The sequence below is a fragment of the Pseudomonas sp. KCJK9000 genome (genome assembly GCF_046230725.1).
GTDB classification, from domain to species: Bacteria; Pseudomonadota; Gammaproteobacteria; order Pseudomonadales; family Pseudomonadaceae; genus Aquipseudomonas; species Aquipseudomonas promysalinigenes.
Genome location: NZ_JBJJLN010000013.1, coordinates 12996 through 37138, shown reverse-complemented (window position 1 = coordinate 37138; position 24143 = coordinate 12996). Strand labels below are relative to the sequence as shown.

The 24143-nt window shown below is 61.7% G+C and carries 22 protein-coding genes; 15 read left to right on the top strand and 7 right to left on the bottom strand.

Translation table 11 applies throughout. The features are described from left to right. Nucleotides 1-21: 21 nt before the first annotated feature. On the bottom strand, nucleotides 22-441 hold the full coding sequence (locus ACK59H_RS08450) for a hypothetical protein (protein WP_060479469.1): 420 nt from the start codon (nucleotides 439-441) through the stop codon (nucleotides 22-24). A 116-nt stretch (nucleotides 442-557) separates the two neighbouring features. Between ACK59H_RS08450 and hrpB the strand changes: the two genes are divergently transcribed. Next, complete coding sequence (gene hrpB / locus ACK59H_RS08445) at nucleotides 558-3086, top strand: ATP-dependent helicase HrpB (protein WP_060479461.1); 2529 nt, start codon at nucleotides 558-560, stop codon at nucleotides 3084-3086. Nucleotides 3087-3097: 11 nt separating this feature from the next. Here the strand turns inward: hrpB and ACK59H_RS08440 are convergent, their stop codons facing one another. Both ACK59H_RS08440 and ACK59H_RS08435 read right to left on the bottom strand, forming a co-directional pair. Next, nucleotides 3098-3592 (bottom strand): hypothetical protein, encoded by a 495-nt coding sequence (locus ACK59H_RS08440; protein ID WP_060479460.1) that lies wholly within the window; start codon nucleotides 3590-3592, stop codon nucleotides 3098-3100. Nucleotides 3593-3687: 95 nt separating this feature from the next. Next, nucleotides 3688-4344: a YciC family protein gene (locus ACK59H_RS08435; protein WP_060479459.1), complete on the bottom strand. Its 657-nt coding sequence runs from the start codon at nucleotides 4342-4344 to the stop codon at nucleotides 3688-3690. A gap of 156 nt (nucleotides 4345-4500) precedes the next feature. Here ACK59H_RS08435 and ACK59H_RS08430 point away from each other — a divergent pair, with 156 nt between their 5' ends. The 5 genes from ACK59H_RS08430 to ACK59H_RS08410 all read left to right on the top strand — a co-directional run bounded on the left by ACK59H_RS08430 (nucleotide 4501) and on the right by ACK59H_RS08410 (nucleotide 8833). After that, nucleotides 4501-5259, top strand: coding sequence for a DUF2076 domain-containing protein (locus ACK59H_RS08430; RefSeq protein WP_060479458.1), 759 nt, complete (start codon nucleotides 4501-4503; stop codon nucleotides 5257-5259). A gap of 66 nt (nucleotides 5260-5325) precedes the next feature. Beyond that, nucleotides 5326-5805 carry an NYN domain-containing protein gene (locus ACK59H_RS08425; protein WP_027917740.1) on the top strand — a complete coding sequence of 160 codons (480 nt, stop codon included), beginning with the start codon at nucleotides 5326-5328 and terminating at the stop codon, nucleotides 5803-5805. A gap of 9 nt (nucleotides 5806-5814) precedes the next feature. Next, nucleotides 5815-6420: a 3'-5' exonuclease gene (locus ACK59H_RS08420; protein WP_060479457.1), complete on the top strand. Its 606-nt coding sequence runs from the start codon at nucleotides 5815-5817 to the stop codon at nucleotides 6418-6420. A 109-nt stretch (nucleotides 6421-6529) separates the two neighbouring features. Beyond that, nucleotides 6530-7444, top strand: coding sequence for a drug/metabolite exporter YedA (gene yedA, locus ACK59H_RS08415; RefSeq protein ID WP_060479456.1), 915 nt, complete (start codon nucleotides 6530-6532; stop codon nucleotides 7442-7444). Nucleotides 7445-7501: 57 nt separating this feature from the next. Then, nucleotides 7502-8833, top strand: a complete 1332-nt coding sequence (locus ACK59H_RS08410; RefSeq protein ID WP_409264396.1) for a DEAD/DEAH box helicase — start codon at nucleotides 7502-7504, stop codon at nucleotides 8831-8833. A 104-nt stretch (nucleotides 8834-8937) separates the two neighbouring features. On the opposite strand, the gene ACK59H_RS08405 is transcribed toward ACK59H_RS08410, so the two are convergent. After that, nucleotides 8938-10179, bottom strand: coding sequence for a TIGR03862 family flavoprotein (locus ACK59H_RS08405; RefSeq protein WP_060479454.1), 1242 nt, complete (start codon nucleotides 10177-10179; stop codon nucleotides 8938-8940). A gap of 149 nt (nucleotides 10180-10328) precedes the next feature. Then, the gene (locus ACK59H_RS08400; protein ID WP_060479453.1) at nucleotides 10329-11243 is read right to left on the bottom strand and encodes a histone deacetylase; all 915 of its coding nucleotides are present in this window, start codon (nucleotides 11241-11243) and stop codon (nucleotides 10329-10331) included. A gap of 306 nt (nucleotides 11244-11549) precedes the next feature. Here ACK59H_RS08400 and ACK59H_RS08395 point away from each other — a divergent pair, with 306 nt between their 5' ends. Continuing rightward, a complete protein-coding gene (locus ACK59H_RS08395) occupies nucleotides 11550-14483 on the top strand; it encodes a M66 family metalloprotease (protein WP_060479452.1) in 2934 nt (977 codons plus the stop codon). 102 nt (nucleotides 14484-14585) lie between these two features. On the opposite strand, the gene ACK59H_RS08390 is transcribed toward ACK59H_RS08395, so the two are convergent. Continuing rightward, nucleotides 14586-15272, bottom strand: coding sequence for a histidine phosphatase family protein (locus ACK59H_RS08390; RefSeq protein WP_060479451.1), 687 nt, complete (start codon nucleotides 15270-15272; stop codon nucleotides 14586-14588). A 179-nt stretch (nucleotides 15273-15451) separates the two neighbouring features. Between ACK59H_RS08390 and ACK59H_RS08385 the strand changes: the two genes are divergently transcribed. The 7 genes from ACK59H_RS08385 (at nucleotide 15452) to ACK59H_RS08355 (ending at nucleotide 21807) form a co-directional block, all read left to right on the top strand. Next, a complete protein-coding gene (locus ACK59H_RS08385) occupies nucleotides 15452-16024 on the top strand; it encodes a GNAT family N-acetyltransferase (protein WP_060479450.1) in 573 nt (190 codons plus the stop codon). 129 nt (nucleotides 16025-16153) lie between these two features. Continuing rightward, on the top strand, nucleotides 16154-17023 hold the full coding sequence (gene tesB / locus ACK59H_RS08380) for an acyl-CoA thioesterase II (RefSeq protein WP_060479449.1): 870 nt from the start codon (nucleotides 16154-16156) through the stop codon (nucleotides 17021-17023). Then, nucleotides 17020-17610, top strand: a complete 591-nt coding sequence (locus tag ACK59H_RS08375; RefSeq protein ID WP_060479448.1) for an HAD family hydrolase — start codon at nucleotides 17020-17022, stop codon at nucleotides 17608-17610. The genes tesB and ACK59H_RS08375 overlap by 4 nt, the downstream gene beginning before the upstream one ends. Before the next feature lie 140 nt (nucleotides 17611-17750). Beyond that, nucleotides 17751-18761: an NAD(P)-dependent alcohol dehydrogenase gene (locus ACK59H_RS08370; RefSeq protein WP_060479447.1), complete on the top strand. Its 1011-nt coding sequence runs from the start codon at nucleotides 17751-17753 to the stop codon at nucleotides 18759-18761. A 114-nt stretch (nucleotides 18762-18875) separates the two neighbouring features. Further along, complete coding sequence (locus ACK59H_RS08365; RefSeq protein WP_060479446.1) at nucleotides 18876-19991, top strand: ABC transporter substrate-binding protein; 1116 nt, start codon at nucleotides 18876-18878, stop codon at nucleotides 19989-19991. Further along, nucleotides 19988-21049, top strand: a complete 1062-nt coding sequence (locus tag ACK59H_RS08360) for an iron ABC transporter permease (RefSeq protein WP_060479445.1) — start codon at nucleotides 19988-19990, stop codon at nucleotides 21047-21049. Before ACK59H_RS08365 ends, ACK59H_RS08360 begins: the two co-directional genes overlap by 4 nt. Beyond that, entirely contained in the window at nucleotides 21046-21807 is a 762-nt protein-coding gene (locus tag ACK59H_RS08355; protein WP_060479444.1) for an ABC transporter ATP-binding protein, read from the top strand. Before ACK59H_RS08360 ends, ACK59H_RS08355 begins: the two co-directional genes overlap by 4 nt. A 13-nt stretch (nucleotides 21808-21820) precedes the next feature. On the opposite strand, the gene ACK59H_RS08350 is transcribed toward ACK59H_RS08355, so the two are convergent. Further along, nucleotides 21821-22513, bottom strand: coding sequence for a FadR/GntR family transcriptional regulator (locus ACK59H_RS08350; RefSeq protein ID WP_060479443.1), 693 nt, complete (start codon nucleotides 22511-22513; stop codon nucleotides 21821-21823). A gap of 260 nt (nucleotides 22514-22773) precedes the next feature. Here ACK59H_RS08350 and ACK59H_RS08345 point away from each other — a divergent pair, with 260 nt between their 5' ends. Next, entirely contained in the window at nucleotides 22774-24126 is a 1353-nt protein-coding gene (locus ACK59H_RS08345; RefSeq protein WP_060479442.1) for an MFS transporter, read from the top strand. The last annotated feature ends 17 nt before the right edge of the window (nucleotides 24127-24143 follow it).

Here is a 24143-nt window from a genome sequence, read left to right as displayed (position 1 = left end):
CAGGTGATGTCCTTGTGCGACTTAGGCCGCAGGTACCAGGCCCAAGGCCGCCAGCTGCTCTAAGCTGCCGCGGTGCTGGATCAGCCGTGGGTCATCCAGCGGCAGGCGCTGGCCCAGCTCGCTTTGCACGATGGACTGCAGCTTGAGGTTGTCGACCTTGCCATCAGGGCTTACGGCATCACGCAGTTTGACCGGGTCGATCTGGGCCGTCCGGCCGCCGGGGTAGTAGATGGCGCCCGTGGCGAAATCGATGCCGAAGGCAATCAGGCCGGGAATTACGTAAAACAGGATGCCGATAGCATCCATGGCGGCGACCACAGGGTCGATCTTGCCGCCGATCTGGCCACGGCGATCTGGATAGAAGATAGTGCCGCAGGCCGTCAGCTGGGTCAGCAGGGTGACGATCAGGGCGCCACCAATGACGCGGGATGGGATGCGCATGTAAATCTCCGAAAAGGTGTTCAGCAGGGCAAGCGATGCGCCAGCACCTGCTGCTAAGACCATGATAGAGCAGGCTGGGTTCGCCGTTATACTCGCCACACTGTTCGAGGACCACCATGATTTCATTACCGATCGATGCCGTGTTGCCCGCCCTGCGCGAAACCTTGGAAAACCGCGACGAAGCCGTGCTCGAAGCGCCTCCGGGGGCCGGCAAGACCACTCGGGTTCCCCTGGCGCTGCTCGATGCGCCGTGGCTAGCGGGGCAGACCATCCTCATGCTCGAACCACGCCGTTTGGCCGCGCGGGCTGCGGCCGAACGCCTGGCCAGCGAACTGGGAGAAAAGGTCGGCGAGACGGTGGGCTATCGCATTCGCCTGGACAGCAAGGTGGGGCCAAAGACGCGCATTGAGGTAGTCACCGAGGGCATCCTGACTCGGCGGTTGCAGGCTGACCCGGCACTCGAAGGGGTTGGTCTGCTGATATTCGACGAGTTTCACGAGCGCAGCCTGGATGCAGACCTTGCGCTGGCGCTGAGCCTCAACGGCCGGGAACTGCTACGTGATGATCCCCCGCTTAAAATCCTGCTGATGTCGGCGACCCTGGAGGGCGAGCGCCTGTCGCGTTTGCTCGACGATGCCCCTGTGGTCAGTAGCCAAGGGCGCATGCACCCAGTGGATATCCGCTGGGGGCGGCCGTTCCAGCCGGGCGAATTCATCGAACCACGGGTTGTGGATAACGTGCTGCTGGCCTTGGCTGAACAGCCTGGCAGTGTGCTGGTGTTTTTGCCCGGCCAGGCCGAAATCCGCCGTGTGCACCAGAGCTTGCAGGAGGCCCTGGGCCAGCGCCCCGACATTCTGCTGTGCCCGTTGCACGGGGAGCTGGAGCTCAGCGAGCAGCGCGCGGCCATCGATTCGCCAGGCAAAGGCCTGCGCAAGGTGGTGCTGGCCACCAACATCGCCGAAACCAGCCTGACCATCGACGGGGTGCGGGTGGTCATCGATGCCGGCTTTGCGCGCGTGCCGCGTTTCGACCCGGGTAGCGGCATGACCCGCCTGGACACCCAGCGCATCTCCCGCGCCAGCGCCACCCAGCGTGCCGGCCGTGCCGGGCGCCTGGAACCTGGCGTGTGCTACCGCCTGTGGTCCGAGGCCCAGCATGATCAATTGGCTGCCCACGCCAGCGCCGAGATTCTCCAGGCCGACCTAGCAGGCCTGGCTCTGCAACTGGCGCGTTGGGGCGTCACCCCAGACCAACTGCGCTGGCTCGACCAACCGCCAGCGGCGGCGTTCTCCCAAGCCCAAGACTTGCTGGCGCGCCTAGGTGCATTCAAACCGGGTAGCCATGGCCACTTGAGCGAACATGGCCAGGCAATGGCCGAACTGCCGGCACACCCGCGCATTGCCCACCTGCTGCTGCGTGGCCAGGACTTGGGCCTGGCGAGCATGGCTTGCGAGGTTGCGGCCTTGCTCGGTGAACGAGATATACAGCGTGGCGGTGGTGCCGATCTGCACAGCCGCTTGGCATTGGTCGGTGGTGAAGGCAAGACCAGTCGTGGCGCCCTGGGCGGTGTGCAGCGCGCCCGGCAGCTTGCGCGCCAGTATCGCAACCTGTTGCGCGGCAAGGCCACGGCCACGGTCGCCGACCCTGAGCACCCACGCTGGCTCGGTGGCTTGCTGGCGCTGGCCTATCCTGACCGCGTGGCGCAGCAGCGCCGCCAGGGCAGCGCCGAGTACCGACTGGCCAACGGCCGTGCCGCCCTGTTCGCGGAAGTGGACGCGCTGATGAAATGCCCATGGTTGGTAATCGCTGACCTTGGTAGCCGCCAGGGCCAACGCGAAGAACGTATCTATCTGGCGGCCGAATTCGACCCGGCGCTGTTCGATGATGTGCTGGCAGAACAAGTCGAGCGCATCGATATCCTTGATTGGGACGAGCGTGAACAAGTACTGCGTGCCGAACGCCAGACTAAGGTCGGGGAACTGGTACTGAGCCGTGAACCTTTGCCCGGCCTGGACGACGACGCCCGCGCCCGAGCGCTGATTGGCCTGGTGCGACGCAAAGGCCTGAACCTGCTGACCTGGACACCGGAGCTGCGCCAGTGGCAAGCACGGGTCGCGCTGTTGCGGCAGCTGGACCTCAACAGCGAAGGACGGAGCCAATGGCCTGATCTGAGTGACGAAGCCTTGCTGGCGAGTCTGGACCAGTGGCTGCAGCCCTACCTCGGCAAAGTGTCGCGCCTGAGCCACTTCGCTGCCCTGGACCTGCCCTCGATCTTGCGCAATCTGCTGCCCTGGCCGTTGCCCCAGCGCCTGGACGAATGGGCACCGGCCCATCTGACCGTGCCTTCCGGTTCGAACATCCGCCTGGACTACAGTGAACACCCGCCGATCTTGGCCGTGCGCCTGCAAGAGCTGTTTGGCCTGGCCGATACCCCACGCATTGCCCAGGGCCGTCAGCAGGTAAAACTGCACCTGTTATCCCCAGCGCGGCGGCCAGTGCAAGTGACCCAGGACCTGGCCAGCTTTTGGCGTACCACCTATGCAGAGGTGAAGAAGGACTTGAAGGGGCGTTACCCGAAACATTATTGGCCCGACGACCCGCTGGTGGCCGAAGCTACCGCGCGGGCCAAGCCGCGCGGTACCTGAGCCGAATATCTTTACGTGCGCTGTTGAAGCAGGAAAGTGATGATTTCACCCTCTTTGGTATTGAGTAGATACATGGTCTGGCCGCTGCGATGCGGCGTGTCCTTGATGGCACCCACACGGTAGCCTTGATGATCGCGCAGGTAGCAGACCAAACCGTGTTCGGTCAGTTGAAGTGGCTCGATCTTCCAATAATCAGTAACGTTGGTTCGCTGGTAGAATCCTAAGTAGCTGTTATGGCTCAGGCCCAGTTTCTTGGGTGGTTGAGTCTTGCTTGCCAGGCTTATGTGGTAGTGCAGGCGATCGTCTGTCTGCGAGTCGAAGGCAAAATCCATCGCGATGGATTTTTCAGTGCCGCCGGCCATCAGCCAGTCGTATTGGGGGGCGATTCCCCAGTTCCATTTATCGTGGGTTCTACTCAAGCGCAACGGCACGTAGCCGCCGGTGGCGATGGCATGCAAGCGGCCGCTGAACGACCTGGCGTAAGCGTTCTGGATTTGCGTGTCCATAGGGAGTCTCCGTTTGATGAAGAGTCCACCCTATGGCTTGTACGCGGTGCCTGGGAGGCAGAATGTCTTCCTCTAGGCCGTGGTCCATGCACCGCTCAGGCGCTTGCTTGACCTTCGAGCAACATGAACAGGCGGTACAGCACTACGGTACTGAACAGCTGCAGGAAGCCGCTAAGGCTGTCCAGGGCCAACTGCACAGCTGGCGCAGGCTCGGGGAAGGCCATCATCAGCAGCCCGTCGATCAGCCAGATCGGGGCCAGCACCCCCAGTACGCAAATCATGATGCGCATGAAATGCCCAGTGGTCATGCGTGCGCTTTCGCGCATCGATTGCACCACCGGTAGGCCACGCAGCACCAGCAGGTATTCGGCGAACACCAGGTTGATCATGATCCATACGCCGGGGAACACCAGCAGGGCCAGGCCGGCCATGATCAGCAGCGAACTGATCAATACCAACAACGCCAGTTGCGGCCACAGTTGCACGGCGCGGGCGAACAGGTCGCGTTTGGGGATTGGCTGGCCGTTGCTGCGGGTATCCAGGTAAAGGATCAGCGCCGCGCTGTAGAGCGGGTAGAACAACAGGCTGATCAGCATGCCGTAGGCGGCAGAGGCCTGATCACCCAACTGGCGATACAGCAGTTCGGTGGCCAAGGCCTCGAGCACCACCAGCGGCAGGCACAGCGGGATGATGCTGGCCAGGTGACGGCGGAAGAAGTACAGGGAGTCGCGTAGAACGCTCAGCGGATTCATCAGTCAACATCGCACGGCAGTAAAAGCTGGGGCCTAACTTTAGCCTAGAGCGGTCGTTGGCTGAAAAAAGTTTCACCCGTACGATGATTGAATCTGCGGCCCGTGCGCCCCATCTTTGGCATGTCCGATGTCCTGCTCACCCCACGAGGTAGCCCAATGAACACTGATGAACAAACTCTGATCGACGGCTTGTTCGGCCGCATCAAGCAAGCCGAAGACCCCAGCCAGCCGCGTGATGCCCAGGCGCAGGCGCGGATCGAGGAGCATGTGCGCCAGCAGCCGGCGGCGCCTTACTACATGGCCCAGGCGATTCTGGTTCAGGAGGCGGCGCTCAAGCGCCTGGACGAGCAGAACAAACAACTGGAAGCCGAGCTCAAGCAGGCCCGGGCACAGCTTGAGGCCACGCGGGCGAGTAGCGGCAATGGCGGCGGTTTCCTTTCCAGCATCTTCGGTGCTGGCGCGCGCACGCCAGAGCCGAATCAGCCGCAGCGCCCTAGCACGCCGGTCGCCTCCGGCGGCGGTTGGCGCGAGCCAAGTGCGCCAGGCTTCTCTGCGGCGCAACAGCAACCACAGGCTCAGGCGCAACCTCCAGGCTTCGGCGCGGCGCCGGCCCGTAGTGGCGCCAGTAGCTTCCTGGGTGGCGCGATGCAGACCGCTGCTGGGGTTGCCGGTGGCGTGTTGCTGGCACAAGGCATCAGCAGCCTGTTCAACCACCACTCGCAGCCTGAGGAAGTGGTCGAGGTGATCAAAGAAGAGCCGACCCCGGCCAGCGACAGCGGCGGCTGGAACGACCAGGGCGGGCAACAGCAGGTCGCCGACAACAGTGACTGGAACAACGACCAAGGCGGTTGGGCCGATAGTGACTACGGCAACGATGACGGTGGCTTCTTCTCGGACGACGATACCTTCGTCTGATCGCTCTGGCATACTGGCGGCAATTCGAGGGGCGCTCTGCGCCCCTTTTCATGTCGAGGGTATGTGGTGAAAAAGATCGCGCTGTTCGCCGATGTGCAGAACCTCTACTACACCGTGCGCCAGGCCCATGGCTGCCACTTCAACTACACCGCACTGTGGAAGGACGTCAGCCGTGAAGGCGAGATCGTCGAGGCCGTGGCTTATGCCATCGACCGGGGTGACAGCAAGCAGCAGCAATTTCAGCAGATCCTGCGCAACCTGGGGTTCGACGTACGCCTGAAACCGTTCATCCAACGCAGTGATGGCTCTGCCAAAGGCGATTGGGACGTGGGCATCACCCTGGATGTGATCGATGCGGCCAGCCGGGTCGACCAAGTGGTATTGGCCTCGGGGGATGGTGATTTCGACCTGTTGCTGGAACGGGTCATCCAGCGCCATGGTACCGAGGCAGTGGTGTATGGCGTGCCTGGCCTCACGGCGTTGTCGCTGATTCGCGCTGCCACCCGCTATGTGCCTATCGAGGGCGCGCTGTTGCTCAAGCACTAAGGTTTTTTTATGGAACGTATTGCGGTCATCGACTTTGAAACAACGGGCATCTCCCCCGGTGCCGGCTGCCGTGCCACTGAAGTGGCGGTGGTGATGCTCGAACGCGGGCGGATCGTCGAGCGTTATCAGAGCCTGATGAACGCTGGCGTACCGGTGCCGGCCTTCGTCGCCGGGCTGACCGGCATCACCACTAGCATGCTGCGCAGTGCGCCACCTGTGGACCAGGTGATGAACGAGGTCGCCGAATTCGTTGGGGAAACGCCGCTGTTGGCCCACAACGCCGCTTTCGACCAGAAGTTCTGGGACTACGAACTGGGCCGCATTGGCCGCAGCCGTCAGCAGCCCTTCGCCTGTTCCCTGCTGCTCTCGCGGCGCCTGCTGCCGGCGGCGCCCAACCACAAGCTGGGTACCCTGACCCGTTGGGCTGGGCTGCCGAACACCGGTACTGCGCACCGGGCCATGGCCGATGCCGAGATGGCGGCCAACCTGCTGCAACATCTGGCAGGTGTGTTGCGTCAGGCCCATGGGGTCCAGCAGCTTTCCCACCAGCTGCTGTGCCGGTTGCAGAAGACACCCGCAGCGAAAATGCGTGAAGCGTTGGCCAAGCTTGTGTGACTGGCGGTACGAAAGTGTGCCGCTAATTTCGCACTGATTTGTAACTTATCTTCCATTGCACGCAGCCCTAAACTCGGTCGCCCGAAAACGGATTTCTGAGTTGTCTGCCATGCCTGCCTCCCGTCGCTTTCCACTATTGCTCGTTGGGGCCTTTCTGGCCCTTTACCTGGTCTGGGGTTCCACCTATTTGTTCATCCGCATTGGTGTCGAGTCATGGCCACCGATGCTGATGGCGGGGGTGCGCTTTTTGATCGCGGGCAGCCTGCTGTATGGCTTTTTGCGTTGGCGCGGGGTGCCGGCGCCGACTTGGCCGCAATGGCGAGCGGCAGGTGCCATCGGGTTTCTGCTGCTCAGTTGTGGCAACGGCGGGGTGACCGTGGCCGAGCATGCCGGTGTGGCCTCGGGCGTAGCGGCGTTGGCGGTGGCTACTGTGCCGCTGTTCACCTTGCTTTTCGGCTTGCTGTTCGGCCATCGCAACTCGCGGTTGGAATGGGCCGGGATCATGCTCGGGCTGCTGGGCATCGCTCTGCTCAACCTGGGCTCGAACCTGCAAGCCAGCCCGGTGGGTGCGGCGCTGGTGCTGTTCGCAGCAGCGTCCTGGGCGTTCGGTTCGGTGTGGAGCAAAAGCCTGCCCTTACCTCAGGGCCCCATGGCCAGTGCCGCCGAGATGTTGGTGGGTGGCGCGGTGTTGTTGATCGGCAGCGTGCTGTCCGGTGAGCGCATGACGCACATGCCCACTGCGGCCGGTTGGGCTGCGCTGGCCTACCTGGTGCTGTTCGGTTCGATTCTTGCCTTCAGTGCCTACATGTACCTGCTCAAGAACGTGCGCCCAGCAGCTGCCACCAGCTATGCCTACGTCAACCCTGCAGTAGCCGTGTTGTTGGGCATCGTGTTTGCCGGTGAACAGATCGGCACCGAGGAATGCCTGGCCATGGCGGTGATCATCGGCGCTGTGGTGCTGATTGGCCTGCCGCAATGGCGCAAGGCACCGCAGCCGCCGTTAAAAGGCGAAATCTGCAAGTAGCCCGAGGGGATGCGGTAAACTTGCCGCCTTCGCTGAACCCCCTCTGACGGTATTGCCATGAATTTCGCCAAACTCGGCCTGATCGAACCCTTGCTGCGTACCTTGCAGCAGCTCGACTACACCACGCCCACCCCGGTCCAGGCCAAGGCCATCCCTGCCGTGCTGGCAGGCCGTGACCTGATGGCCGCAGCCCAGACCGGCACCGGCAAAACAGCCGGCTTCGCGTTGCCTGTGCTGCAGCGCCTGGCCCTGGAAGGTGAGAAGGTCGCCAGTAATTCGATCCGCGCCCTGGTGCTGGTGCCGACCCGCGAGCTGGCCGAGCAGGTGCACAACAACGTGCGCGAATATGCCGAAAACCTGCCGCTGAGCACCTATGCGGTGTATGGCGGGGTGAGCATCAACCCGCAGATGATGCGCCTGCGCCGTGGCGTCGACCTGCTGGTGGCTACCCCCGGCCGTTTGCTCGACCTGTTCCGTCAGAACGCGGTGAAGTTCAACCAGGTGCAAACGCTGGTGCTCGACGAGGCCGACCGCATGCTCGACCTCGGCTTTGCCGAGGAGCTGCAATCGGTCTACGCCGCCTTGCCGCGCAAGCGTCAGACGCTGTTGTTCTCTGCCACCTTCTCCGAGCAGATCCGTCTGCTCGCGGGCCTGGCTTTGAACGACCCGCTGAGTATCGAAGTCAGCCCGCGCAACGCTGCGGCAACCACGGTCAAGCAGTGGCTGGTGCCGGTGGACAAGAAGCGCAAGGCGGATTTGTTCATGCACCTGCTGCGCAAGCAGCGCTGGAAGCAAGTGCTGGTGTTCGCCAAAACCCGTAACGGTGTCGATCAACTGGTCGAGCGCTTGTTGGCCGAAGGCGTGAATGCCGACGGTATCCACGGCGACCGCCCGCAGGCCACCCGGCAGCGCGCGCTGGACAGCTTCAAAGCGCGGGAGGTGCAGGTGCTGGTGGCGACCGACGTCGCCGCCCGTGGCTTGGATATCGACGACCTGCCGTTGGTGGTCAACCTCGACCTGCCCATTGTGGCCGAGGACTATGTGCACCGGATCGGCCGTACCGGCCGCGCCGGTAACAAAGGCGAGGCGATTTCCCTGGTGTGCGCCGATGAAGTGCAGATGCTGTCGGCCATCGAAGTGCTGACCCGGCAGACCCTGCCGCGCCATGAGGAGCCTGACTTCATCCCCGAGCACCGGGTACCGATGACCGATGCCAGTGGCCAGGTGATCAAGAAACCGAAAAAACCCAAGAAGCCGAAAGAGAACAGCGCTAAACGGGGGTTGGGACGTTGGACGGACAGTACCGAGTCGGGGCCGGCGGAGCCTTCGGTGAAGGCAGTGCGCAAGGTACCGAGTTTCAACAGCGGGCCACGCAAGCGCAAACCCTAAGCAGGCCCATTGGGAGCGGGTTTATCCGCAAAAAAGTCGCCGCGGTGGATGGCACGGGCTGCGCCCGTGTTCGCGGCTAAGCCCCTCCCGCAAGTCAACTGCGTTCAACTCTGGGCTTTCAGCCAGCTTGCAGCAGCGCGTCCGGCCTTTAGCCCACTGGCGAAACACGCCGTCAGCAGATACCCCCCGGTCGGTGCCTCCCAGTCCAGCATCTCGCCGGCACAGAACACACCCGGCAGTGCGCGCACCATCAACCCTTCGTCCAGCCCCTCGAAACGCACACCACCGGCACTGCTGATGGCTTCGTCCAGCGGCCGTGTGCGTACCAGGGTGATCGGCAAGGCCTTGATCGCTTGTGCCAGTGCCTGCGGCTGCGCGAAGGTCGCCTGGTCAGTCAGCTCGCGTAACAGCCCAGCCTTTACCCCGTCGATTCCCAACTGGCTGTGCAGGTGCTTGGCCATCGACCTTGAGCCACGAGGCTTGGCCAGCGCCTGGGCGATTTTTTCCACAGGCTTGTCCGGTAGCAGGTCAAGCAACAGACAAGCCTGGCCTTGTTGTTCGATCGCCTGGCGCAACGGTGCCGACCAGGCGTATACCAGGCTGCCTTCAACGCCTTGCGCAGTGAGAATGAACTCGCCTTTGCGCGGCGCCATGCCAGGCACGCTCAACGCGACGTTCTTGAGCGGCGCGCCTGCGAATTTATCCACAAGCACGGCGCTCCAGCCTGCCACTTCGAACCCACAGTTGCTAGGCCGCAAGGGCGAGATATCCACAGCACGCTCCGCCAACACCGGCTGCCAGGCGCCGTCCGAACCGAGCCTCGCCCAGCTGGCGCCACCCAGGGCTAGTACAACTACGTTGGCTTCGACCCGCAATTCCCCCTGTGGATAAGCGATCCGCAAGCTCCCGTCCGAATTCCAACCCAGCCAACGGTGGCGGGTGTGGATAACCACGCCCTGATCGCGCAGGCGCTTGAGCCAGGCGCGCAGCAGCGGGGCAGCCTTCATGTCGGTGGGGAACACCCGACCCGAAGTACCGACGAAGGTGTCGACACCTAGCCCGTGAATCCAGCGGCACAGGGCATCGGCATCGAAGTCGCGCAGCAGCCCGTCGATTTGGCCTTCACGCTCGCCATAGCGCGAAACGAACTGTGGATAAGCTTCCGAGTGGGTGATGTTCATACCTCCCACACCCGCCAGCAGGAACTTGCGGCCCACCGAAGGCATGGCATCGAACACCTCTACTGCCAGGCCTGACTGGGCCATGGCTTCTGCAGCCATCAGGCCAGCGGGGCCGCCACCGATGACAACGGCCAGGGGAGGGGATGCAGGGGACAATTCGGGCATGGTGGGCAGCAGCTTGTGGAAAAGGCCGCGTAGTTTAGCGCAGCACGGGGCGCTTGAGCACTGGTCAAAAAATAATCAGTGCTCTGCAGGCCAGGCCACTAAAGGGCTGCAGCGCCTTTCCCGCAGGTTATCCACAAGCGGTTCCACAGTCATTGTGAACAACCCATCACCCGCGCCGCGCTATGGTGAAGAATGCCATGACGCTTGGCCAGGGCTTCGCGGTCCTTGCTGTAGCCTCCACCGATCACGCCGACCACCGGAATATCGCGGCCCAGGCAGTGGCGCATTACCTTTTCGTCCCGCGCGGCCAGGCCGGCGTCGGTCAGTTGCAGGTAACCCAGCGCATCGTCCTTGTGCACATCCACACCCGCGTCATACAGCACCAGATCGGGCTGATACAGCGGCAGGAGGTAGTTCAGCGCATCTTCCACCACGTTCAGGTAAGCGTTGTCGCCCATGCCCCTAGGCAAGGGAATGTCCCAGTCGCTGTGGGCCTTGCGTGCTGGAAAGTTCTGCTCGCAGTGCAGTGACACGGTAATGGCCTCAGGCGTGTCATGGAGGATGCGGGCAGTGCCATCGCCTTGGTGCACATCGCAGTCGAAGATCAGCACCCGATGTACACGGCCGGCCTCGAGCAGGTAGCGGCTGATCACCGCCAGGTCATTGAAGATGCAGAAGCCCGCCGGGTAGTCGTAGTGCGCATGGTGGGTGCCACCGGCCAGATGGCAGGCGATGCCGTGCTGCAGCGCCATTTCGGCGGTCAGTAGCGAGCCGCCAACCGCCCGCACCGTGCGCCGGGCCAGTGCCTCGCTCCAGGGCAGGCCGAGGCGGCGTTGGTCTTCGCGCGACAGCTCACCGCTCATGTAGCGCTCGATGTAACCGCGGTCGTGGGCCAGGGCAAGGATATCGTTGGGGCAGATATCCGGGCGCAGCAGGGCTTGGTCGGTAGTCAACCCGCTTTCGACCAGGTGATCGTGCAGCAGGCGGAACTTGTCCATGGGGAAGCGATGCTCGGCGGGGAATTCCGGGCTGTAGTCTTCGTGGTAGATCAGCGGCAACGGCATGGGGAGTTCGCGATTGGGGTCAGCGCTTATGTTGCCATGAGCGGGGCGTTTGTGCTGCTTGATTGGCGGTGAGTCCAGGTAAAAGCACGAAGGCGCCTAGCAATTTTGTCAGTATCGCTTTTATACCTGCGCCTCGATAATACGCCAACGATCAGCCTGGCCGAAGTCGGGGATTTAAATGCGGTCACTTTGATTAAATTGCGTTCCGGTGGCGATTGAAACTGCCTTGTAAAGAAAGCAGCATGCCTGTTTTTGAGTAAGGTTATTAAATCGGCGCCCATTCACCATTGAATGAGAGAGGGTCCTATGAGTGATGAGTCAGTGTTGACAGTGGTTAACGGCGAGCTTGTGCTTAGGCCTTACATAGGATCCCTCTCCCAGCGATTTAGAATTCAAAATCAGGGCGATGGGTCGATTGGTATCCGTACAGCGGCTGATCACAATACTGCAGTGACAATGTCAGAGACGGGAGTTTGGCTGTCCGAGTACAAAGGGAACACGTGGCAAAGCCTCGTGCTGGATAGCCATGTAGACGGCTCGGTCACGATTATGAATATGTACATTCCTGTGGAGCTTCAAGCCACCACCTTGGGTGTAGTGCCAAAGTCAGTGAATACAGGAAGTTTAGCTCGACGGTTTTATGTCGAACATGTGAATGATACGGTGGTATTTCGGAAACTAAGCCAGGTATTCAATACGGATGAACGTGTCAATGACCTGCGCGGAGCGCTGCAGGGCAGTGTCAGGTTCGCGCAAAGTCAAGTGATTCCTGTAACCCCCAAATCAGGTGATCAACAACCGCATTTGGTTTCTCGCCGCAAGACGCTTGTGATGATTGAGTTGTTTCGCCCTGCCGAGGAAGTGCTGGCCTATGTGTATGATGAGCAATCAAAGCCTGTAGGTACTCTGCACATGCGGGCACCTAACCTTCTACCTAACACTATCTATCACAGCGATGGTGTATTTGAAAACGATGATGATGCGGTCTTGTCTTCGCCAGTCCATACCGTCGACAGCCAAGAGGAGCTGGACGGGTTCAGTCAGGTGCAAGTTGCAGAACGGCACGCGCTTTCGGACAGCTATGAACGAGTAGAGGTTCAACTTTCTGATCATGCATGGCTGCCTGAAATGCACTTACCGGCCGTTGGCTCAGGTAAATTACGCAGTGTGCTTGTGAATAACAAAACGCAGCATGCTATCACCGTGTATTGCGATGGCGAGGCATTGCCTGTTTTGAAGGGAGCATGTGTTAAGTTTTGTGCTGTTGAGGGCCGCTGGGCTAACTCAGTAGCGTTTGATAATCGGGTGTTAACATACTCCGAAGATGCTTGGAGTGAAGTCATGCCTGCGTCATGGGTTCGCCCAGGCATGAGCATCCATTTTTATGCCGGTGGGGTTTCTGGGGTACTAGATAACATAAAGGTCGGGGGGGCTTCGGAGCTGTTGGTCAATACAATCGACATTGGGATGCTCACCCCGCCTAGAAACCAATATGCTTTCGCGACCACCCCCGGTGCTCACCGGGAGTATTATCAAAATATTCCAGTGGCTCGAATGGTCGTCAGCGATTACCAAGCGTTGCATCTGACGGAAGTCATGTTGCCTGATGGCACGTTGCTAACCGATTTCGACCCGAGTCATGGAGACGCCCACAACGGCACCATGCGCGAACAAACTGGCAAGATTTTAGTATCACTGGGTATGAACCATGCCAACTACGGGATTCACACTTCACCTGGTGACAACCAATGGTCGCCTTATACCGCCGCTCAGCTCACCGCGCACAATAGTCGCGGTAAGTACGCCAATGGTGTTGTAGTGCATGGCCTCTCTGGCGGTGGCAGTATGGTTACGCTTGATGCGTCGTTAGGCAATGAACTAAGCCATGAGTTTGGGCACAACTATTCGCTCGGCCACTACCCAGGCGAGTTCGACGGCTCAATCCATCGGCCGGCGCATGCGCCGAATTCCACCTGGGGTTGGGACATGGATCTTAACCGATTCATACCGAATTTTGCCCCCGAAGTTACCCATGAAGAAAACTGTCTGGAGGGCCAATGTCAAGCGCCGTTTTTTGGTCGCCGCTTTGGGTCCGACGCGATGGCCGGTGGGTACCCTATGGGCTCGCTGAACCGCTTCACATTGCACACGCCCTATGTGGCGACGCGTATTCAGCAGTTTATGGAAAGCAAAGCCGTATTTTCGGAAGACTCACCGACAGGTTTCCGTAAATGGGACCCGGCTACCCACAGTATGGAGGCTTACGTCAATAGTGTTGATGTGATGGACCACGTTGTGCTGAGCAATGATGATCTCAGTGAACTCAATATTGCCCTGCGGTTGTGGCCGGGGTTCATGGTGAAAGTTCGTATGAGCGACGGGGATTGGGCGCCGCGTATCGTGGTGCCGCCTGCAACTCCTCATTCGCGGAGTCTATTCAGTGTCGAACACAATGCTGGCTACGACACGGAGTTAAGGATCAATGGCCAAAACGTGACCATTGGGCGAGGATTTTCAAAGATCTACGTGGCCGAAGGTGCTAGCTGGGTTGAAGCAAAGTTTCTGGACGCAAGTATGTCCCGAGTTACTGCCAGTAATGATGACCTTGGCCAGGCGCGACTGGCTAGCTTGCTGGACAGGTACCGGGTGCTTGGTATCGCTATGCGTGACGGCGATTGGGCGGATAATATTTATGTGCCGCCAGCGGCCGCCTCGAATAAGGGGCGCATACTGCAGATAGATCATGCCGCCAGTTACCCGACCAATTTGAATATCAACGGACTCATTGTGCCAATTTCTAGGGGCATGAAGAAGTATTATGAATCCGATGGTTCCGTGTGGCGAGAGCGTCCCCAGTTTGTGGACAAAGCCGTCGCGCAAAAGCCGCATGCTCATGGCGTACCGGTAACAACAGTTATTGGCTATTATGACCCTGAAAATATATTGCCTGCCTACATTTATCCGGCCCTGCACGGCGCCTACGGTTACGTTTATGAACCTGATGAGGCAACGCGTAGAGTCAAGGTCTGGCAGCTCCGATTAACTTCAGAAGGGCGCGTTTCGACGTTTGAGTTGCCAAGCTACCGTCTAAGTGCCAAGGTGATGAATAAATTCCATGTCAACGTCAGGGCTTCTAGCAAACCACTACAGGTGGCGATTATTTATGATGGGAGAATCATAAAAAGCGCCGACCTCAGCCCTGCCGAGCGTCCTCTCACCTATACCGTCAATGGTGAATGACGGCCCGCTCCTTGTAAGTGTCGCAGTGGCCAGCCGGTGGGCTGGCCTGCCGCACTGTTGGGTGCTGAATAACGCATGATGGTCACCCGCATGGTTCACCTGTCATCGCCCTGCGCTGGCCAATACCCGTTGCCAGGCGGGCGGATTCAGGCGCCCGAGTATGCGCGCTTTGCCCTTGCCATCCACCGATACGAACAAGGCAGTGGCGTAGCCGCTTTCACGTTCGCCACCGGGCACCCCCTGATCACGGGCGAAGTGGTCGATGCAGCCATTGTGGGTCACCAGTACCAGGTTATGACCGGGGCGTTTACGGGCCAGCGCTTCGCTGGCGAACTGCTTGTCGCACCGTTCCAGCCAGTCCTCGGTGGCCACCGCCTGGCCCAGGATGAAGTGGGCGGTTTGCCGAGTGCGCAGTTTTGGGCTGCTGAGCATGTCGGCATCGTTCAGGCCCAGTTGCAGCAGCCCCAGGCCAACTTGGCCAGCGGCCTGGCTGCCGGCCACTGTGATGCCGGTAGGGTCGTCCAGGCACGGGCCCGGTGCGCTGTCGCAGCGTTCGGCGTGGCGAATCATCACGATCACTGCGCCCTCGGCCCAGTCCTGCAGCAGGCCACTGTCGGTCAGGTGTTGCTCATTGCCAAGGTCCACGATGTGCGTCCTCGTCGCCAGCCAGGTGGTCAACGCCGCCACGAACATGCACAGGCCAAGGGCGGCTCCGAGAGATTTGCGAGACAGGCGCCGTTGGCGCCGGGCATGGATGGCTGCATGCCCCAGGGTATTGCTCGATAGCATGTGCTGCTCCATTGATAGGGCCGTACCTTGCGCGGCAGTGATGGCGGCATCCTGGCAAGCGCCCTGTCGGGAGGCGGTGAAGGGCGTGTGAAAATTGCATTTGGCCGTTAAGGGCTGGGTGAAACCCGCGTCGGCGCCTACGCTCTAAACTGCAGCACGGCAAAACCGGAGCAACCCCGATGACCCCCATTCTCGAACTGGAAAGCGCACGGCTGGTGTTGCGCCAATGGCACGATGATGACCTGCGCGAGTTCGCCGCGATGTGTGCCGACCCCCAGGTGATGCGCTATTTCCCGGCGCCGATGACGCGCCTGGAAGCTGCTGCGTTGATCGGCAGGGTTCGCGGGCACTTCAACGAATACGGCTTTGGCCTGTGGGCCTTGGAGCGCAAGGACAGCGGCGCGTTTATCGGCATGACGGGGCTGTTGAATGTCAATTTCGATGCGCCCTTCGCCCCGGCTGTGGAGATCGGCTGGCGTCTGGCGCGGCGCCACTGGGGGCTGGGGTTTGCCAGCGAGGCTGCGTGGACCTGCCTGCGCTGCGCTTTCGCCCAGTTGCGCGTGGAAGAGGTGGTGTCGTTCACCAGCAAGAGCAATTTGCCGTCGCAGAAAGTCATGCAGGCCATCGGTATGATCGAAGATGTCAACGGCAGCTTCGAACACCCGCGGTTGCCCATCGGCCACCCTTTGCGCCCCCATGTGCTGTACCGCATCGACCGTGCGCATTGGGAGCAGACGCTGCGAACGGAATGACTGGCCATGCGCGGTATCTATAGCAAAGCCTGTATCATTTGCCGACTGTAAGGTGCTCGCCGAAAACGTTCAGCGCCTGTGAAACCGAGCATCGCGAGCAAGGCTCGTTCCTACAAGGAGAACCCCCCGATGAGTCACGTGTTGGACGACTTGGTCGACCTGTTGAGCCTCGAGCCGATCGAGGAAAACCTGTTCCGTGGCCGCAGCCAGGACCTGGGCTTCCGCCAACTGTACGGCGGCCAGGTATTGGGCCAGTCACTGTCGGCTGCCAGCCAGACGGTCGAGGATGCACGCCATGTGCACTCGCTGCACGGTTACTTCCTGCGCCCAGGCGATGCAAGCCTGCCTGTGGTGTACTCGGTCGACCGCGTGCGCGATGGCGGCAGTTTCAGCACCCGGCGGGTGACGGCGATCCAGAAGGGCCAGCCGATTTTCACCTGCAGTGCGTCGTTCCAGTATGACGAAGAAGGCTTCGAGCATCAGGTGCAGATGCCCGATGTGGTGGGCCCGGAAAACCTCGCGACCGAAGTGGAGCTGGCCAGCGCCCATGCCGACAAGCTGCCCGAGCGCATCCGCGACAAGGTGCTGTGCGCCAAACCGATCGAGATCCGCCCGGTGAGCGAGCGTGACCCGTTCAACCCAAAACCCGGCGACCCGGTCAAGTACGCCTGGTTCCGCGCCGACGGCAGCCTTCCTGACGTGCCCGCGCTGCATAAATACCTGCTGGCGTATGCCTCCGACTTCGGTCTGTTGACCACCTCGCTGCTGCCCCACGGCAAGTCGGTGTGGCAGCGCGACATGCAGATCGCCAGCCTCGACCACTCGCTGTGGTTCCACCGCAACCTGCGTGCCGACGAGTGGCTGCTGTATGCCACAGACAGCCCGTGGGCCGGCAATGCCCGTGGCTTCTGCCGCGGTAGCATCTTCAACCGCGCAGGCCAGTTGGTGGCGTCGTCCACCCAGGAAGGCTTGATCCGTCATCGGAAGGACTGGGCATGAGCCTGAGCGAGATTCGCAACTGGGTGTTCGACATGGACGGCACCCTCACCGTAGCGGTGCACGACTTCGCGGCGATCCGTGTAGCCCTGGACATTCCGGCCGAGGACGACATCCTCACCCACCTGGCGGCGCTGCCAGCGGCGCAGGCGGCGCAAAAGCATGCGTGGCTGCTGGAGCACGAACGGCAGTTGGCGGTCGATTCGACAGCGGCTACCGGGGCGGTGGAGCTGGTACGCGAGCTGGCCGAACGCGGCTGCCGCCTTGGTATTCTGACCCGCAATGCGAGGGAGCTGGCCCATGTGACGCTGCAGGCCATTGGCCTGGCTGACTGCTTCGATGTCGAGCACATTCTCGGGCGCGATGAGGCACAGCCCAAGCCGAGCCCCGATGGGCTGCTGAAAATTGCCAAGGGCTGGGGCGTGGCGCCCCAGGAAATGGTGATGGTCGGCGACTACCGCTTCGATTTGGACTGCGGGCGGGCTGCGGGTGCGCGCACGGTGCTGGTGAACCTGCCAGACAACCCATGGCCTGAGCTGGTGGATTGGCACGCGGCCGATTGCCGGGCACTGCGGATGATGCTGGGCTGAACTGTCTGTTGTTCGTGCAGGGCTCTTCGCGGGTTCGAGCTGGCCCTGTGGGGCCGGGTTCACCTGCGAAGAGGCCGGCACAGGTAAGTCTGCACTGGCTATGCTGAACGCCAATCCTTATTGGCAATGGAGCCTTGGTCATGACCAGTAAAGCCATTTTTGTGCAACCCGGCGGCGGCTACGACAAGGTCGAAGTCGGCACCTGCGAAGCCCCGGCGCCCAATACCGGTGAAATCACCGTGCGGCTGCAGGCCAGTTCCCTCAACTACCACGATTTCGCTGTGGTGAGCGGCATGTGGGGCCCGAGCGAGCGGCGTATCCCCATGGCCGACGGGGCCGGCGAGGTGGTAGCGGTTGGCGCGGGTGTAAGCGAGTTCAAAGTTGGCGACAGCGTCGTCAGTACATTCTTCCCCGACTGGCTCGACGGCCAAGCCAATGTCGAAGGTTTTGCCCGTGTGCCCGGCGACGGCATCGATGGCTATGCCCGGCAGCAGGTCACCGCTGCGGCAACCTCTTTCACCTTGGCGCCTCGGGGTTTCAGCCATGCCGAGGCGGCAACATTGACCACCGCCGGCCTTACCGCCTGGCGTGCGCTCATGGGCGATGACCACCTCAAGCCTGGCGATACGGTGCTGGTGCAGGGCACGGGGGGCGTTTCGATCTTCGCCCTGCAGTTTGCCAAGCTGGCAGGTGCCACGGTCATCGCTACATCATCCAGCGACGCCAAGCTCGAACGCCTCAAAGCCCTCGGCGCCGACCACCTGATCAACTATCAACGTACCCCAGAATGGGGCGAAAAAGTCCGTGCGCTCACCGGCAATCGCGGGGTCGATCACGTCATCGAAGTAGGCGGCCCGGCAACGCTCGAGCAGTCGATGATCGCCGCGCGCATTGGCGGGCATGTGTCGCTGATCGGCATCCTTACCGGCGTGGCCGGGCAACTGCCGCTGGTACAAGCGCTGGTGCGGCAGATCCGCCTGCAAGGTGTGCTGGTGGGCAGCCGCGCGCAGCAGCAGGCGATGATCCGGGCGATCGATGCCAATGGTTTGCGACCAGTGGTGGACAAGCACTTCGAGCTGGAACAGATCGTCGATGCGTTTCGCTACCAAGAGAGCAACCGGCATTTCGGCAAGATTTGCCTGACTTGGTAGAACTGTAACGAGGCTTGGACAAGCCACTACATTTGCGTACATCGGCAGGGGAAGGCGGCTGGCTAGAATGCGCCGGACCAGATGCGACTGATTCTCCACAAGAGGATTCCCCCGATGTACCGCCTTTGCCTATCACCCCAGCGCCTGCTGCTGGCGCTGTTGTTGCTGGCTGCCCTAGCGGGTACCGCCCGCACCGCCCACGCGCTGGAGGTCACCGATGTGCTTGGGCGCAAGGTTGAAGTCGACCACCGCCCGCAGCGCATCGTGCTGGGTGAAGGGCGGCTGTTCTTCGCCTTGGCGCTGCTCGACCGCGACAACCCGTTCCAGCGGGTGGTGGGCTGGCAGAACGATATGCGCCTGCTCGACCCGCATACCTATGAGGTTTACGCCAAGCAATACCCCCAGGTCGCCAAACTGCCCTTGATCGGGCAGGCCTCTGAGCAGAGCGTCAGCGCCGAGCAGATTCTTGCGCTCAAGCCGGACCTTGCGATCTTCAGCATCGCCGGCGAAGGCCCGACCCAGCACAGCCCGGTGGCCGACTTGCTGGAGAAGGCTGGAATCCCGGTGCTGTTCATCGACTTCCGCGTGCACCCGATCCGCAACACGCGGGTCAGCATGCAAGCGCTAGGCACATTGTTGGGGCGTGAACAGCAGGCACAGGCTTACCTGAGCCTGTATGAGCGCCACCTTGCGCGCATCAACGAGCGCGTGGCGACGCTGGCGGCTGACCAGCGGCCGAAGGTGTTCCTGGAGTTGCTGCCAGGTGTTTGGCAGGCGCCGGGTCATACCACTGGCAAAAGCGGCTTGGGTAGCGTGATCGAAGCGGTCGGCGGGCATAACATCGGTGCCGATGCAGTGCCGGGGGCCCTTGGGGATGTCAGCGTCGAATATGTGCTGCAGGCCGACCCTGATGTCTACATCGCCACCGGCAACCGCGCACCGGGCGTGCTGCTTGGGGCAGGTGTCTCGCTTGAAACCGCTCGCCAGAGCCTGGCGAAGATCACTGCCCGGCCCGAGTTCGCGCCGCTTCGGCCCATCCAGGCGGGGCAGGCTCACGGCCTTTGGCATGACTTTTACAACTCGCCCTTCAACATCCTTGCGATCGAAGCCATGGCCAAGTGGGTGCACCCTGAGCACTTCAAAGACATCGACCCGCAGGCCACCCTGGGCGAAATCAATCAAATGCTCAAAGTAGGCCTGGACGGCCAGTACTGGGTCGACGCCAAGTGACCGCGTTGGCTCATGACGGTGCGGCGCGCGCCGCCTGGCACTACCGTCGTCTGCTGTGGCGGCGGGCCTTGCTGGTGTTGGCGTTGGCACTGCTGTTGCTGCTGTCGGTGCTGTGCGATCTGGCCAGCGGTGCGTCGGGCATGGGCCTTGGGCAACTGCTGCATGGCATGCTCGACCCGGCCACGCTGAGCGCAACCGAACGGGTGATCATCTGGAACGTGCGCCTGCCGTACTCGCTGATGGCCGTGCTGGTGGGCGCAGCCTTGGCCCTGGCAGGTGCCGAAATGCAGGCGATCCTCGATAACCCGCTGGCCAGCCCCTTCACCCTTGGCGTGTCGTCGGCGGCAGCGCTTGGAGCATCGTTGGCGATTGCCTATCCATTGGCTATCACCTGGCTGGCGCCGAGCGCGCAGGTGACGCTGATGGCTTTCGCCTTCGCCTGCCTGTCGGTGGTGCTGCTGCAGGCCATGTCACGTTTGCGCGGTGCCGGTGTAGAGAGCCTGGTGCTGTTCGGTATCGCCCTGGTATTCAGCTGCAATGCGCTGGTTTCGCTGCTGCAGTTGCTGGCCACCGAAGACGTGTTGCAGCAGCTGGTGTTCTGGACCTTGGGCAGCGTAGCCCGGGCCGACTGGCAGAAACTGGGCATTCTGGCCTTGGTGCTGGCGGTGCTACTGCCGTTCTCGCTGCGTGCAGCCCCGGCCATGACCTTGCTGCGCATGGGTGAGGACCGCGCGCGCAGCTTTGGCGTGGATACCCGGCGCCTGCGCTTTGCTTCGCTGCTGCGTATCAGCCTGCTGTCGGCCACGGCGGTGGCGTTCGTCGGCACCATTGGTTTTGTCGGCCTGGTCGGGCCACACATAGCGCGCCTGTTGGTGGGCGAGGATCAACGGTTTCTGCTGCCGGCCAGTGCGCTGGTAGGGGCGCTGATGCTGTCGCTGTCGTCGCTTGCCAGCAAGTTGATCCTGCCTGGTGTGATCGTGCCGGTAGGCATCGTGACGGCACTGGTCGGGGTGCCGGTGTTCGTGCTGCTGGTGTTCCGTCGGGGGCGAAAACTGTGAGCTTGCTGATCGAGGACGTGGCGGTCGCCTATGGTGCGCGGCAGATCCTGCACGGGGTGAGCCTGCCGGCACTGCCGGCCGGTAGCCTGGTGGCGCTGGTCGGGCCGAACGGTGCGGGCAAGTCGACCTTGCTGCGTGCGCTTGCCGGGCTTGAGCGCATGACTGGCAGCCTGCATCTGGATGGGCAGGACGTGAACCGGCTGAGCTTTGCCGAGCGTGCGCGACGCTTGGCCTATATGCCCCAGCAATTGCCGCCGGGGATTGCCCTGGGGGTGTTGGAAAGCATTGTCGCGGCGCTGCGCGTGGCGGGTGAAGACGACTTGCTAGGTAGCGCCTACGCGGCGCTGCGTCACCTGGGGATCGAAGCGCTGGCCGAGCGTTCCCTCGATAGCCTGTCAGGTGGCCAGCGGCAACTGGTGGCGCTGGCCCAGTTGTTGGCCCGTAACCCCCAGGTGCTGCTACTGGACGAGCCGACCAGTGCGCTGGATCTACATTACCAATTGCGGGTGATGGGGGCGGTGCGCGAGCGGGTGGTTGCGCATGGCTCGTTGGCCGTGGCGGTGTTGCATGATATCAACCTTGCTGCCAGCCATGCCGACTGGCTGGTGGTATTGCGCGAGGGTAGGGTAGTGGCCTGTGGGGCACCCCAGCAGGTGCTGCAACCTGCGCTACTGGCCGAGGTGTATGGCGTTCAGGCGCGGGTCGAGCGTTGTTCGCAGGGGCGCTTGCAGGTGCTGGTGGACCGGGCCCTGGCTTGATGCACTGCAGCACTCAATCTGGCAGTAGTCGGTCCCGGCTGTTGGACAGGTGCAGGCAGATCGCTGCCCGTGCGGCATCCGGGTCTTGCCGGCGGATGGCATTGAGAATGGCCTCGTGCTCAAGGTTGGCCAGGTACGCATGCCGCGCCAGGTTGGCCCCGGCGCGTTCGGCCAGGGCCACACGGTTACGCGGGATCAGGCCGTTGCCCAACTGCGCCATCATCTCGCTGAAATACAGATTGCCGGTGGCTTCGGCGATCAACAGGTGAAAGCGCCGATCTGCCTCGATGCAACTGTCCCCGGCCGCCGCTCGATCCTGGTAGTCATCCAGCGCCTTGCGCATGCGTGCCAGCTGTTCGTCACTGCGGCGCACCGCAGCCAGCGCAGCTGCCTGGCCCTCCAGGCCGATGCGCAGCTCCAGCAGGTCACGCACGCTCGCCGCATTCTCCGCGCCCACCCGCAAACCTGCAGGGCCCTGGCGCTCCATCACGAAGGTTCCGATGCCATGGCGCGGCTCTACCAGGCCTGAGGCCTGCAGTTTCGATAGCGCTTCGCGTACCACCGTGCGGCTGACCCCGTGCTCACGCACCAGGGTGTTCTCCGAGGGCAACCTGTCCCCTGGTTTGAAGGTACCCAACAGAATCTGCTGGGTCAGGCTCGATACCAAGTCGTGGGTGCGACTGTGGCTACGTTTTGCGTGGTCCATGGCAATTTCCGGGGTAGGTGAACTTGTATGACAAGTTAGCCTGGCAAAAATTTTTTTGCAGGATTTTTTCATCTGCGTGTAGGTCCGTTACAAGCCTTTATAGACAAGATCGACTCAATTTACCTTTTTAGCTGCTTGTATCAAGCGATTTTCGCGATGATTGGCATCTTGTCGTACAACCTCGCGAGGCATATGCTCCGTTCCACTGTCATGTCAGACAACCTCGACCCGCACAAAAACAATTAGTGGGAGATCTACCTGTGAACGACACCCTCGCTCCGTCTGCCCGGAATGAAGGCGACGCTTTGGCCAGTGCTGTGGCCAAGGTCAAACGCCATGTCCTGCCGCTGTTCGTCATCATGTTCATCGTCAACTACCTGGACCGCGTCAACATCGGCTTCGTCCGCCCCCACCTGGAGAGCGACCTGGGCATCAGCGCCGCTGCTTTTGGTTTCGGCGCCGGGCTGTTTTTCATCGGCTATGCATTATTCGAAGTGCCGTCCAACATGCTGCTGCAAAAGGTCGGTGCACGGCTGTGGCTGACCCGCATCATGTTCACCTGGGGCCTGGTGGCCACTGCCATGGCCTTCGTGCAGAACGAAACCCAGTTCTACGTGCTGCGCTTTCTGCTGGGGGTCGCCGAAGCGGGCTTCTTCCCTGGGGTGATCTACTACTTCACGCGCTGGTTGCCGGCCGCCGAGCGCGGCAAAGCCATCGCCATTTTCCTCAGCGGCTCGGCCCTGGCATCGCTGATTTCCGGCCCCTTGGCCGGCGCGCTGATGCAGATCCAAGGGTTGGGCATGCATGGCTGGCAGTGGATGCTGTTCATCGAAGGGATGGCCTCGGTAGCACTGTGCTTCTTCGTGTTCTTCTGGCTCGACTCAAAGCCTAAGGATGCCAAATGGCTGAGCCCGGCCGAACAGCAGGCGCTGGAAGCGACCATCGACCGTGAACAACGCGAGCGTGAAGCCGTCGGCGCGGTGAAGCCATCGGCCTGGAGCCTGCTCAAGGACCGCCAGATCCTGCTGTTCTGCCTGATCTACTTCTGCATTCAGCTGACCATCTACGCCGCCACCTTCTGGCTGCCCAGCATCATCAAACGCATGGGCGACCTCAGTGACCTGCAGGTCGGCTTCTTCAATTCCATCCCGTGGCTGATCTCGATCATCGCCATGTACGCGTTCGCCGCTGGCTCCTCGCGCTGGAAATTCCAGCAGGCGTGGGTGGCAGGTGCCTTGGTGGTCGCGGCCATCGGCATGTTCATGTCCACCACCGGCGGCCCGGTGTTCGCCTTCGTTGCGGTGTGCTTCGCGGCCATTGGCTTCAAGTCGGCCTCGTCGCTGTTCTGGCCGATCCCCCAGGGCTACTTGGACGCACGCATCGCTGCGGCCGTGATCGCCTTGATCAACTCGGTCGGCAATCTCGGCGGCTTCGTTGCCCCTACCACCTTCGGCCTGCTGGAGCAGCAGACCGGGTCGATCCAGGGCGGCCTGTATGGCCTGGCCGTGACCTCGGTGCTGGCAGCCATCGCCGTATTCTTCGTGCGCATTCGCCCAAAGGGCGCCCCCGCTGACGAGCTCAAGGCACCTTCGGCCTTGGGCCAGACCCACTGATCACTGCGAGAAAACAA